10 protein-coding genes and 1 tRNA gene are annotated in these 11,740 nt (G+C 71.1%); 5 read left to right on the top strand and 6 right to left on the bottom strand.

The features are described from left to right. Window positions 1-91: 91 nt before the first annotated feature. Both ACFVH5_RS21560 and ACFVH5_RS21555 read right to left on the bottom strand, forming a co-directional pair. Window positions 92-1,396, bottom strand: coding sequence for a hypothetical protein (locus tag ACFVH5_RS21560; protein ID WP_385835236.1), 1,305 nt, complete (start codon window positions 1,394-1,396; stop codon window positions 92-94). A 179-nt stretch (window positions 1,397-1,575) separates the two neighbouring features. Continuing rightward, complete coding sequence (locus tag ACFVH5_RS21555) at window positions 1,576-2,373, bottom strand: DUF4097 family beta strand repeat-containing protein (RefSeq protein WP_385835235.1); 798 nt, start codon at window positions 2,371-2,373, stop codon at window positions 1,576-1,578. A gap of 195 nt (window positions 2,374-2,568) precedes the next feature. On the opposite strand from ACFVH5_RS21555, the gene ACFVH5_RS21550 reads away from it, so the two are divergent. The 4 genes from ACFVH5_RS21550 (at window position 2,569) to ACFVH5_RS21535 (ending at window position 4,860) form a co-directional block, all read left to right on the top strand. Next, window positions 2,569-2,643, top strand: a tRNA-Val gene (locus ACFVH5_RS21550). A gap of 531 nt (window positions 2,644-3,174) precedes the next feature. Beyond that, window positions 3,175-3,807: a DUF4383 domain-containing protein gene (locus ACFVH5_RS21545; protein WP_385835234.1), complete on the top strand. Its 633-nt coding sequence runs from the start codon at window positions 3,175-3,177 to the stop codon at window positions 3,805-3,807. A 9-nt stretch (window positions 3,808-3,816) separates the two neighbouring features. After that, the gene (locus ACFVH5_RS21540; RefSeq protein WP_385835233.1) at window positions 3,817-4,044 is read left to right on the top strand and encodes a zinc ribbon domain-containing protein; all 228 of its coding nucleotides are present in this window, start codon (window positions 3,817-3,819) and stop codon (window positions 4,042-4,044) included. A 135-nt stretch (window positions 4,045-4,179) separates the two neighbouring features. After that, window positions 4,180-4,860: a DedA family protein gene (locus tag ACFVH5_RS21535; protein ID WP_385835238.1), complete on the top strand. Its 681-nt coding sequence runs from the start codon at window positions 4,180-4,182 to the stop codon at window positions 4,858-4,860. On the opposite strand, the gene ACFVH5_RS21530 is transcribed toward ACFVH5_RS21535, so the two are convergent. The 3 genes from ACFVH5_RS21530 to ACFVH5_RS21520 are packed head-to-tail and all read right to left on the bottom strand — an operon-like array spanning window position 4,844 to window position 9,481. After that, window positions 4,844-5,662, bottom strand: coding sequence for an HAD family hydrolase (locus ACFVH5_RS21530; RefSeq protein ID WP_385835232.1), 819 nt, complete (start codon window positions 5,660-5,662; stop codon window positions 4,844-4,846). The two genes, ACFVH5_RS21535 and ACFVH5_RS21530, sit on opposite strands and share 17 nt — an antisense overlap. After that, entirely contained in the window at window positions 5,662-8,283 is a 2,622-nt protein-coding gene (locus ACFVH5_RS21525) for a phosphoribosyltransferase (RefSeq protein WP_385835231.1), read from the bottom strand. The genes ACFVH5_RS21530 and ACFVH5_RS21525 overlap by 1 nt, the downstream gene beginning before the upstream one ends. A 34-nt stretch (window positions 8,284-8,317) precedes the next feature. Next, window positions 8,318-9,481 (bottom strand): HpcH/HpaI aldolase/citrate lyase family protein, encoded by a 1,164-nt coding sequence (locus tag ACFVH5_RS21520; protein WP_384807473.1) that lies wholly within the window; start codon window positions 9,479-9,481, stop codon window positions 8,318-8,320. 201 nt (window positions 9,482-9,682) lie between these two features. Here ACFVH5_RS21520 and ACFVH5_RS21515 point away from each other — a divergent pair, with 201 nt between their 5' ends. Next, window positions 9,683-10,573, top strand: coding sequence for a TerD family protein (locus ACFVH5_RS21515; protein ID WP_385835230.1), 891 nt, complete (start codon window positions 9,683-9,685; stop codon window positions 10,571-10,573). Window positions 10,574-10,865: 292 nt separating this feature from the next. On the opposite strand, the gene ACFVH5_RS21510 is transcribed toward ACFVH5_RS21515, so the two are convergent. Continuing rightward, window positions 10,866-11,603, bottom strand: coding sequence for a Tellurium resistance (locus ACFVH5_RS21510; protein ID WP_384807470.1), 738 nt, complete (start codon window positions 11,601-11,603; stop codon window positions 10,866-10,868). Window positions 11,604-11,740: the final 137 nt, after the last annotated feature.

Here is an 11,740-nt window from a genome sequence, read left to right as displayed (position 1 = left end):
GGGCGTCGACGCGGAGCGTCGGCAACCGACGACAACGCCGCAGATGTGCGTGCCACACCCCGCGTCTTCGCCGTGATCGACCGGACAGGTCCTAGGCGCCGGCCCCCCGTTCCTCCCGGATCTGCGAGACAACCCCCGCAACAGCCCCCCGCACACCCTCCAGCTCAGTCAAGAAGTGCCAGTAGTCCGGATGCCGCCCATCCAACGACCCGATCGCCCGCTCCAGCCGAGCCACGGACTCGTCGAGCGGCCGTGCCTGCCGGGGATCGGGCGTGTTGCGCCCGGCCATGGCCAGCCGCTGCGCGTCCCGGATGGCGAACCGCGTCCGCTCGATCTCCTGCTGCGGGTCCTTCGACACCTCGTTCAGCCGCCGCAGCCGATCCCCCGCCGCGGACACCGCCTCATCGGTCGTGTTCAGCAGAGCCCGCACCGTGGACAGCAGAGCCGTCGCGTCGGCCCACCGCTGTTCCTCCCGAGCGACCCGCGCCTCCGCCAGCTTCGTCTCCGCCTGCCGCACGGCCTCCGCGGCCTGGTCGGGCACATGCTGAAGGTCCTGCCAGCATTCGGCCACGAACCGCCGCCGCAACTCGCTGAGCACCGGATTCACCTGCCCGGACCGCGTGGTGAGCGCCTGCGCGCGCGTCCGCAGCGACACAAGGCGGCGGTCGATCTCGGTCGCCCGCTCCGGCAACCGGTCGGCCTCCGCGCGCACGGCCCCGGCATCCCGGGCGACCCGGTCGGCCCGCTCCAGCGTCTCCGGCACTCCGTGCTGCCCGGCGCCCTGGTTGAGCTTGGTCAGCTCGGGGGCGAGCGCGGCAAGACGGGCGGCCAGATCGTCGGCCTTGAGGCCGCTCCCCCGTACCGCGTCGAGCGCGTTGGACGCGGCGAGCAGCGACTGACGGGCCCGCTCCACGGCCGGGGCGAGCCGGGCAAGCTGCGTCTCGGCCTTGCCGAGCAGCGGCCCGAGCCCCTGTTCGAACCGGTCGAGCTCCCGCTTGACCCGGGTCAGCTCATCCTTGGCCCTGGTCAGCTCCGTACGCGCCTGAGCGGCGACAGAGGCCTCCAGGTCGTCCCGGTCGAGATCATGGGCGTCCACGGCGTCGATGTACGTGTGGCTGACCTCGTCGATGCGCCGGCCGAGCGCCTCGAAGTCGGCGACCGCGCGCCGGGCGGGCGGGGTGTCGTCGACGGCGGTGATCGTCTCGATCGAGATCCGCAGATCGCGCTGCGCCGTATCGAGCTCGTAGAACGCGGCCGCCGCGGCGTCCTTCGCGGCCTGCGCCTCGGCCCGCTGGCTCTCGGAACGCCCCCCGAACCACCGCCGCGTACCCCCGCCGGCAAAGGCGGCGGGAAGCATGAGCGCGACCAGCGGAAGCGGCAGCAGAACCAGGCCCACCAGATCACGGCCCGCACGGGACCGAGGTACTTGCTGTGCGCACGGCACAAACGGCGTATACGGCTGTGAAGGTGTCGCCGGTGTCGCCGTCACTTCCCTCTCCCGTGCTGAGATCCGTCCTGCCCCGGTGGTGGCCCCGATTCATTCTCCCACCAGGTAAGGACGAACACACGGGCCGGTTAGTTCGCGGTACGCACCGTGACTTTCCCGTCCTGGGTGTGGGCGGACACCACATGGGAGCTGCTGTTGTCACGCGGCACCGACACCTCCACGGCCCCGTCCTGGGCACCGGTCGTGACCCGGTACTTGGCGTCCGGCAGCCCGATGGTGAGCGATCCGTCCTGCCCACGCGCCGAGACCCGGTCCGGAACGGAGGCGAATTCAAGGCGGGCGGACCCGTCCTGCGTGTTCACGTCGACGCGCCGCGAGTCGACACCGGAAGCATGGACGGACCCGTCCTCGGTACGCAGCGTCAGGCGCCCGGACACGTCCTGGACCCGTACGGACCCGTCAGCGGCGCGAATGTCGAGCGCTTCCTCGAACCCGGTGGCCCGTACGCTCCCGTCCTGGTCCTTCACCGTGAGGGCGACGCCGCGCGGCACGACGATCCGGTGCTTGGCCGAGCAGTCGGCGACCACACCGGAGCAGTGCACCCGCAGCTTGAGAGTGTCGTCCTTGTCCATGCTCCAGGTGATCTCGGGATCCTTGCCGATCGCGACACTGGCCTTGAACCACCGGGTGACCTGGACCTCGTCCACGTCCCCCACGACCAGCTCCAGCGCCGAATCATCGGAGTCGACGGTCAATGTCCGGCCGTCGAGCGCGAACGACCGCGTCTCAGGATGCTTGTCCTCATCGGCGCTGTTCCCGCACCCGGAGGCAAGAAGCCCCACGGCGACCACCCCCACGCCGACGGCGGCCAGACCCCCGCGCCGCCGCCACCCACCACTGCCCGAAGAACGCTGACGACCACTCATACCGAGACTCCCCCAGATTCGAACACCCAACGCCCCGCCCCGTACCGGGACACACTGCGACCGTACGGATCCGGGCGCGGCCGGGGGATCCGGACCACTCCCGGATCCAGGGTGGGGAAAACCCCCGCACGGCACCCCCCCGGGAACGGGTTTGCGGGGCACCACCCCGGGCAATGTAGGCTGTCGACTCGTCCCGGGCGCGTAGCTCAGTGGTAGAGCGCCGCCCTTACAAGGCGGATGTCGGCGGTTCGAAACCGTCCGCGCCCACCAGTCCAGGACGCAGCCAAGGCCCAGGTCAGCCGGTGTGATGCCGGATGCCTGGGCCTTGGGCTTTTTCGTTGGGGCCGATGGGGCCGTGGGGGTCGTCGGGGGCGGTGAGGGTTATCGGTCCTGCGCCGTCGCCCTCCGGAGAGCGATCGCGCGTTGGGCCGTCGTCGCACCCAGGAACGCGAACCATGTTCCGCCCAGGCATCGGCCGGCTAGTTCCCACCAATCCGCCGACGCCGACGCCGCCTCCGGCTCCGTGAGGAACTTCGCGATCCACCACACGTCGTAGACCACGATGACGGCCAGCGTCGCGGCCACGAGCGCCGTCGTCCACCAGCGTTTTGGCCAACCCTTGTGCACGTCTCCCCCGGTCAGAGCCGCCTGCGCGGACAGGCACAGTCTGCCCTGGCCGCTTCGGGCCAGAGCTGGCGGGACCGGCTGTCCGGGCGGATGCTGGGGTGGGAGAGGACTGGTGTCCTCCAGTCACCACCCACCTGAGGGTCCACCCGAGGATCGCACCCGAGGAGGCGGACAATGGCCGCGCATGTTCTGCGTACGGCGCCCAGGCGGCGGATCAGGCTCGATGAGCATCTGCCGGTCGATCATCGGCTCAGCATGTTCTACCGGATCGGCGCGGGGCTCATGGGGCTCGTGCTGCTCGTCTTCGGCATTCTGGGGCTGATCGACAAGGTCGGGTTCTTCGACACCCACGGGGACAAGGTGTCGGGGCTGAGCACCAACGGCGCGCTCAGCGTGCTCTCCATCTGTGCCGGGCTGCTGCTCCTCGTCGGCATGGTCATCGGCGGCAACGTCGCCTCGACGATCAACATGGTTCTCGGTGTCCTCTTCATCCTCAGCGGCTTCGTGAACCTCGCCCTGCTCGACACCGACTCCAACTTCCTCGCCTTCCGCATCCCGAACGTGCTGTTCAGCTTCGTGGTCGGCGTGATGCTGATGTTCTTCGGGATGTACGGGCGCGTCGGCTCGGCCCTGCCCCACGACAATCCGTACTGGCGGTCCCGCCATCCCGAACAGGCCGAGCAGGAGCAGCGGGTGAAGGCGGGGGCCGAGTTGCGGGCGAAGGCGCTGGACCGGGGCGCGGCCCGCACGGTCTCCGGCGCGGCTCCCCCTCCGGCTCCTCTGGGAGAGGGACGCTCCGACCGCTAACCTGAGCGCATGCCTCGCTATGAATACCGCTGCCGGACCTGCGGCGACACCTTCGAGAAGAGCCGTCCGATGGCCGAGTCGTCCGCGCCCACGGACTGTCCGGCCGGTCACGACGACACGGTGAAGCTGCTGTCGACGGTGGCGGTGGGCGGTTCCGCCTCGGCACCCGCGCCCGCACCGGGCAGCGGAAGTGGTGGCGGCGGTGGCGGTTGTTGCGGCGGAGGATGCTGCGGCTGACACCCGCACATCGGGCACCCGTCACGCACCCGCTGACACCCCGCTTCGGCTCCGGCTTCAGTCTGGCTTCAGCTTCCGTTCTCTAGCGTCGGGTGCGTGACCGAAAGCAGCGCACCGCAGTGGATCAACGGCCTGATGGACACGCTCGGCGCTCCCGGCGCGGGCATCGCCATCGCCCTGGAGAACCTGTTCCCGCCCATCCCGAGCGAGGTGATCCTGCCGCTCGCGGGGTTCGCGGCGAGCACCGGGCAGATGAACCTGTTCGCCGCCCTGCTGTGGACGACGGCCGGTTCGGTCGTCGGGGCGCTCGCGCTGTACGGCGTGGGGGCGCTGCTCGGCCGCGACCGCACCATCGCCATCGCGGCGCGACTGCCGCTGGTGAAGGTGTCGGACATCGAGAGGACCGAGGCGTGGTTCTCCCGGCACGGGAGCAAGGCCGTGTTCTTCGGCCGGATGATCCCCCTCTTCCGCAGCCTGATCTCGGTGCCGGCGGGCGTCGAACGCATGCCCCTGCCCGTCTTCCTCGGTCTGACCACCCTCGGCAGCGCCATCTGGAACACGGTCTTCGTCCTCGCCGGCTATCTGCTCGGCGAGAACTGGACCGACGTCGCCGGCTATGTGTCCGCGTACTCGAAGGTGGTGCTGGCCTGCGCGGCGCTCGCGCTGCTGGTCCTCGTGGGCGTGCGCCTCTTCAGGCCGGGGCGCGGCGGCCGACGCCGTGAGGCGAAGGCCCCCCGTGATCCCCGTGATCCCCCTGGTCCCCGTGACGCCCGTACGCCCCGCACTCCTACCGATACCCCTACCGGATCGCGCTGAGGAACTCCCCGAGGATCCGCTCCCCCGCGGCCACACCCCGCTCCGGAAGCGCGGTGACCCCCGGCGCCGTCCAGCCCGCCTCGGCCAGTTCGCCGTGGCCCGGACGCCAGGCGCGGTCCGCGGCCAGCAGCAGGTCGGCGTCGAGCAGGGAGTCGCCGGCCGCGAGGGTGAGGTCCGCGCCCGTACGGCGGGCCACCTCCCGCATGGCCGCGCTCTTGGTGAGCGGCTTCGGTACGGCGTAGACCTTGCGGCCCTGGACGGAGACCGTCCAGCCGCGGTTCTCCGCCCAGCCGGCCAGGTCCTTCGCCCAGTCGGCCGGGAGCAGTTCGCGCTCGACGACGAAGTACACGAAGAGGTCCTCGGCGACCCGCTGCTTGAGCACCCAGGTCGGGTCGGCGGTGGCCGCCATGTGCGCGCGTACCTCGTCCAGCGGGGCGCACTCGTCCGCCAGGCGCGCGGTCACCCGGGCCTGCCACTGCGGGTCGGAGACTCCGTCGACGAGGAGGTGGCCGCCGTTGGCGCAGATCGCGTACTTCGAGGCAGGACCCGGGAGTCGGATCCGCTGGTACTGCTCGCGTGTACGGGTCGTGGTCGGGACGAAGTCCGCCGCGCCGCCCAGTTCGGTGAGCAGTCCGGCCGCGGTCTCGGTCACGTACGACAGCGGCTTGTTCTGGTAGACCTCGACGCAGAGCAGCCGGGGCGCCTCGGCGTCGGGTCCGGTCAGGGCCAGCGCGTTGGCGGAGTAGATCAGCGTGCGGTCGAGGTCGCTGGCGACCAGTGCGCGCGGAGCGGGTCCGGGCATCAGACCGTCACCGCCTTGCCGTCGGCGCCGGTCGCGCCGCGCGTGTACTTGGGGTGGATCAGTCCGACGCAGGTGTACGGGAGTTCGGCGACCTCCTCGACGGGTACGCCGCGCTGTTCGGCGAGCAGGCGTACGTGGTCGAGGTCGGCGCCCGCCCCGGCCCGGGCGAGGATCTTCCAGGGGACGCGGCGCAGCAGCACCCGGGTCGTCTCGCCGACGCCCGGCTTGACGAGGTTCACGTCGTGGATGCCGTACTCCTCGCTGATCCGCTCGACCGCCGCCCAGCCCTCCCAGGTCGGCGAACGGTCCGCGGAGAGCAGTTCCTTGACCCGGTCGTCGACCGCGTCGCCGACCTCGTCGAAGCGGGCGGAGATCGCGTCCAGGAACTCGACGGAGACGTCCGTGGCGGCGAGTTCGCGGTAGAACTTCGCCCCGTGGTAGTCGTGCTCCCCGACCAGGTCGGCGCGGAGCACCGTACGCGAAATCAGCCCGGAGACCGTGGAGTTGAGGCAGGCGGAGGGGATGAGGAAGTCCTCGCGGGTGCCGTACGTGCGCACGCAGGAGCCGGGGTCGGCGAGGACCGCGATCTCCGGGTCGAAGCCGCCGATGCCGTCGGAGGCCTCGAACTCCCGCAGGGCCTCCGCGAGTTCGCGGGTGATGGCGCCCTTGCCGGTCCAGCCGTCGACGAAGACGACGTCGGCCGGGTCGTGGTGGGCGGCCAGCCAGCGCAGGGCGTTGGCGTCGATACCGCGTCCACGCACGATGGAGACGGCGTAGTGGGGCAGGTCGAGGCCGTGGCGGTGCCGGGCCCAGCGGCGCATCAGGACGCCGACGGGGGTGCCGGCGCGGGCCAGGGAGACGAGCACGGGCCGCGGTGAGCGTTCCGCGAGGACGGTCTCGGTGACCGCGCCGACGGCCAGGGCGATCCGGGCGGCCGAACCGGCGAGCGCGTCGCGGAACAGCTCCTGGTACTCGGGGCTCGGCTGGTACTCCACCGGCAGCGACTCCGCGTAGTGGGCGCCTCCGCTCTGGATGGCCTCCTCGCGCTCCTCGACGGGCGCTTCGAGGCGGGTGTCCGAGAGGTCCTGCAGCAGCCAGCCGACCTCGTCCGCCGCGTACGAGGAGAAGTCGGGGCCGCGGAGGGGCTCGGGCAGCATCGAAGGCCTTTCAACTGACTCTGGTGCAGGTTCTTCTGCGGTTTCCGGTACGGATCCGGGGACGTACGAGGGGACGTACGAGGGGACGACGGCGAGCAGGACACTGCCCGCGTGCGCGGCGAGCTGCGCCAGCAGGCCGTCCGGGGCGTGCAGTTCGGGGGTGTCGGCGGCGGAGTCGACCACGGCGACGACGGCGTCGAAGCCGGCGCCCGCCACGTTGTAGGCGTACCGCTCGCCGGGTCCGTCGGCCGGGCCGTCGTGGGCGGGGAAGACGAGCCGGGTGCGGATCGCGTAGCCGGGGTCGTCGACGGCGAGCACGGGTGAGCGGGTGGTCGTGGAGTAGCGCACCTCGGCGTCGGTCAGCTTCTCCAGCGCGACCCCGAGCCGCAGCGGCGCGTACATCAGCTCCTCGAAGCCGAGCACGAGGACGCGGCCCCGGCGGGCGCGGAGCGGGAGCGCCTCGGCTATTCGGGCCGCCATGGCGGGCAGGGCGCCCTCCAGCCGGACGCGGTGCTCGGGCGTGAAGCCGTGCCGTCCGCCGTCGGCGAGGCCCTGCGGCCAGCCGAGGTCGACGCGGGCGATCGTGCCGGGCCCGGGACGCGCCCCGGGGGCCTGGGCCACCGTCGCTCCGCCGCGCTCGGCCGCCACCACCTCCCGCTGGCGCTCGGCCTCGCGCTCATGCTCGGTGACCAGCGCCTGCCCCTTCTCCAGTACGCCCTCGGGCAGCCGTACGGTGCCGGAGGCGGCCGTCACGAGGTCCACGGTCGCGTCGATCTCCCGGGCGAAGTCCGCGAGGCGGCCGAGGTCGGCGGCCGAGCGCATGTCGACCAGGGCGACTATCACGTACCGGCCGCGCGGATAGCGTGCGTGCAGGTCACGGATGGTGTTGAGGATCGTGTTGCCGGTGGAGAACTCGTCGTCGACGAGGACGAGCGGGCCGTCGCCGGCCAGCAGGGCGGGGTTCTCCGGGAGCAGCAGGTGCGAGGTGGCGTGCGAGTGGGACTCCTCGAAGCCGCCGGCCGTCGCGACGCCCTCGACCGGGCGCCGGGTGGAGTGCAGGCAGGGGGCGAGGCCCACGCCGTCCGCGACCGAGTGGCCGAGCCCGGTGGCGGTCTCCGCGTACCCGAGGACGACGGCGCGGCCGGCCTCGTCCTCGCCGAGCAGGTCGCGTACACGCAGCCCGAGCGCGAATCCGTACCCGTACACGACGGCGGGTGACTGCGGTACGTGCTTGCCCAGCACGTTCGACACGAGCAGGTGCGCGCGCTTGGGGTTGCGCCGGAGTGCGAGCCCGAGCAGTTCGCCGAGTCCCTCGTCCCCGACGAGTTCGACGCCGAGGCGCCCGGCGACCCAGCTCCCGGACCAGACCTCGGCGGCGGGGCCGTCGGCGGATCCGGCCCTGGTTCCGGGGCGGAAGCCCGTCGCGGACCAGACGCCGGACCCGTCGTTCACAGCCTTGTTCATGGATTCCTTGTGTGTCAGCCGGGAGGGATGTGTGTCAGCCGGGGATTCCGGCGGCGAGCAGCTCCACGAAGCCGATGTCCTCGTTGGTGACGCCGAAGACCTCGGCGCGCTGGAGGGTGCGCTCCGCCCAGGCGCGGTGCGGCTTCACCTCGTTCATCTTGTTCGTGTACGCGGACCGCAGTACGCCTCCGCCGCCGCGCTCGGGCCGCAGGATGTCCTGGGCGTCGCTGAACTCCTCGTGGCTGACCACGGAGAGGGCGTGCACGGGCAGTACGTGCGAGGGGTGGATGCAGGTCTTGCCCTGGAGCCCGTTGGTCCGGTCGAGGGAGATCTCCCGGAGCAGGCCGTCCATGTCGTGCTCGATCAGGGCGGCGCGCAGGTCCTCGGCCTCGGGAGTGAAGGGGCTGCGGCGCAGCTGCGGCTTGAACATGCGCTCCTGGACGCGGAAGTACTCCCAGACGGGTCCGGTCACCGTGAAGCCGGTGCCGTCGGCCCGCCCGAGGACGTTCACCACGTCCGCGATGACGGAGGCCACTATCTGCACGTCGTAGGCGGTCATGTCGGGCGCTCTGCGCAGCCCGTACGCCGAGCAGAAGTCGGTGACGCCGAGCCGCAGCGCCAGCACGCGGTCGCGGTACTTGTCGACGGCCCGGAAGATCCCGGCGAGGGTCTCCGCCCGGGACTCGCGGTACAGCAGTTCGGGCGATTCGAGGACGGGCATGGCGAAGAGCCGCCGTGCGCTCGCGCCCTCGGCCTCGGTGAGCGCCTCCAGGAACGGGACGCCCCGCTCCTCCGTGAACTTCGGCAGTACGAATCCGGACAGGAGCCGCACGGAGGCACCGAGCCGCCGCACGAGGTCGGGTATCTGCTCGGGCGCTCTGACCCGGATGAAGAGCAGGGGCAGCTCGTCCCCGGGCCGGTCGGCCAGGTCGTGGAACTGCCGGACGAGGTTCTCCTCGGCGTCAGCGACGTCCGCGTCGCCGATCGAGTCCTCCAGGCACACCACCATCGAGACGACTCCGCGACCGGCCTGCTTCACGATGTCGTCGGCGAGCTTCTGCCTGGTCGCGGGGCTGTAGAGGGTGGCTCCGAGTGCTGCGGCCAGCACCCGGGGCGAGGAGTCCGCGGTGAAGACGCACGGCTCCTGGAAGAAGAGGCGGTCCCGCACCTCAGGGGCAAGATGCCCGAAATGACGCATGAGTCTCCCCCGGGGCGGCTAGATGGCCTGACGATATGTGGCCGGTAATAGTACGTAGAGATCCGTGTCCGGGATTCCCATCGGGCATGAAATTCAGGTAACGCAGACAAACACCATTGTGCCCGCCCTGCCGTGCGGCAAGCCGAACGGGAGCGCACCCCCACGTTGTCGTGACCAGGGCCGAGAAGGCAGGATGACCGTATGACGCACGCCATGCTGAAGGGGTCGAACGTCCCGCTGGACGCCACGGCGGTGCGCGCCGTGCTGCGCTGGACGCCGGGACGGGGTGTCCCGGACGTGGATGCCTCCGCACTCCTCCTCGGTCCCGACGGCCGTGTGCGGTCCGACGAGGACTTCGTTTTCTACAACCAGCCCCGGCATCCTTCGGGGAAGGTCTGGCGACTCGGCAAGAAGCGCGTGAACGACGGTCTCGCCGAAGGGCTCACCGATACGATTCAGTCGGATCTGGCGGGCGTTGACAACGGTGTGGGACGGATTCTCCTTGTCGCTTCCGCCGACGGCGTCACCTTCGACCGGGTACGCGGACTGCGGATCGTGGTGTTCGACGCCACGATCGGGGACGCGGAGCCGCTGGCGTACTTCGACATCAAGCCGGAGACCGGTGAGGAAACCGCGCTGATCTGCGGTGAACTGTACCGGCGCGGCGAGGGCTGGAAGTTCCGGGCCCTCGGCGAGGGCTATTCGAACGGGCTGCAGGGGCTCGCGGCCGACTTCGGCATCTCGGTGGACGAGTCCGGGGCCGAGGAAGGGCTGGCGTCCGCCGGGCGGGCCGGTGCGCAGCCGCTGCCGCCCGAGGAGCCGACCACGCAGGTGCCGCAGCAGCCGGTGCAGCCCGCGTACGGGTATCCGCCGGCCGCGCCCGGTCCGGAGCCGACGCGGCAGCAGCCGCCGGCCACGCAGCCGGCTTACGGGTATCCGCAGCCGACCAGTGCGCCTGCGTACGGGTATCCGCCGCCGCCCCAGCCCGCGGCGGCGGCTCCGTCCGGGTACGGCTACCCCCAGCCGGTGGGTCCGGGTCCCGACCCGGACTTCCGGCTCCCGCCGCAGGGACCGCAGTTCATCGGCCGATAGCGACAGGGTTCTTTCAGGGGCGCGGGGAACGGCGCAATCTTTTGCCCCTAGGGGCGCGGGGAACTGCGCGATCAGCCACGACGGCGCCGCACCCGCCCCCGAACGCACATTCCCGAGCCCGGGGGCGCCTCGGCGAAGCCAACCGCGGGCAGCACGTCGGCTGCGGCCCGGTGGGGGCGGATCGCGCAGTTCCCCGCGCCCCTGACGGGGCACCGTGCATCCATGGCCGCGGGTGGTTCGTGGCTGGGCGCGCAGTTCCCCGCGCCCCTTGCGGGGCCGGGGCTGACGGGCGTTAACGGTCGGCCTTGGCCTTGTAGCCGCGGCCCCACTGCAGGCCCCAGCCGTAGAGGCGGTCCAGCTCTGCCTGGAAGCCGTACACGAACTTCACCTCGCGTCGCACGACCAGCTCGTTCTTGACGTTCTCGATCATGACGACCGCGCAGGAGCGGGCCTGGGAGTGCCGCTCGTCGAGCCCGATCTCGATCCGGGGCCCGTTGCTCGGGTAGAGGGTCACGATCGCGTGCGTACGGTCGAAGGCGGGGGTCTGGTCGTAGATGTAGACGAAGACCAGCAGCCGCTTGATGTTCTCCCGGTGGTCGAGGTTGACGAAGATCGTCTCGCCCGAACCGGAGCCGAACCGGTCGTCACCGCTGAGCTTCACGTAGGGCGCGCCGTTCAGGTCCCCGAGGAAGCCCCCGAGCGGCTGCACGACTCCCTTGCTGCCGTCGGTCAGCTCGTACATGCAGCCGAGGTCGAGGTCGACGTTGACCATGGACTGGGTGTGCGCCTGCACCACTTCCGGCTTCAGGGCCTTGAAGGGGTGCCGCAGCAGACTGCCCCGCTGGGCCCCGCCTATGTCGGAGGTCCGCATCCGCCACGAGAGGTTGATACGGAGATTGCCGGTCGCCGCACCCTGCTTGCTGAGTGAGATCGTCTGGTTCCGTTTGGTCAGTTCGATGGCGTTGGTCGCCGCGCTGCCCGAGTCGAACTGCGTCGACCGCCCGCGCCACAGGCCTTCCCAGAAACTCATTCCCGCCCCCACCTCGCCCGTTCACCCCGCCCCGACGAAGGATCGGGGCCTCATGCGCCGGGGCGGGGGGGGGGGGCAGAGGCACGGCCCCGCCCCCCCACGCACGGAGACAAACAAAGACGGGAGCAACACCCCGC

The organism is Streptomyces sp. NPDC127119 (assembly GCF_042677425.1).
Classification (GTDB): Bacteria; Actinomycetota; Actinomycetes; order Streptomycetales; family Streptomycetaceae; genus Streptomyces.
The sequence above is the reverse complement of the archived record's forward strand: the minus strand, read 5'-3'. Positions and strand labels throughout refer to the sequence as shown.

What these genes read in the sequence shown, in the direction of transcription:
- ACFVH5_RS21515 (WP_385835230.1), top strand. Translation starts at nt 9,683, where the DNA reads ATGACGCACGCCATGCTGAAGGGGTCGAACGTCCCGCTGGACGCCACG.
- ACFVH5_RS21525 (WP_385835231.1), bottom strand. Translation starts at nt 8,283, where the DNA reads ATGAACAAGGCTGTGAACGACGGGTCCGGCGTCTGGTCCGCGACGGGC.
- ACFVH5_RS21530 (WP_385835232.1), bottom strand. Translation starts at nt 5,662, where the DNA reads ATGCCCGGACCCGCTCCGCGCGCACTGGTCGCCAGCGACCTCGACCGC.
- ACFVH5_RS21520 (WP_384807473.1), bottom strand. Translation starts at nt 9,481, where the DNA reads ATGCGTCATTTCGGGCATCTTGCCCCTGAGGTGCGGGACCGCCTCTTC.
- ACFVH5_RS21540 (WP_385835233.1), top strand. Translation starts at nt 3,817, where the DNA reads ATGCCTCGCTATGAATACCGCTGCCGGACCTGCGGCGACACCTTCGAG.
- ACFVH5_RS21535 (WP_385835238.1), top strand. Translation starts at nt 4,180, where the DNA reads ATGGACACGCTCGGCGCTCCCGGCGCGGGCATCGCCATCGCCCTGGAG.
- ACFVH5_RS21545 (WP_385835234.1), top strand. Translation starts at nt 3,175, where the DNA reads ATGGCCGCGCATGTTCTGCGTACGGCGCCCAGGCGGCGGATCAGGCTC.
- ACFVH5_RS21510 (WP_384807470.1), bottom strand. Translation starts at nt 11,603, where the DNA reads ATGAGTTTCTGGGAAGGCCTGTGGCGCGGGCGGTCGACGCAGTTCGAC.
- ACFVH5_RS21555 (WP_385835235.1), bottom strand. Translation starts at nt 2,373, where the DNA reads ATGAGTGGTCGTCAGCGTTCTTCGGGCAGTGGTGGGTGGCGGCGGCGC.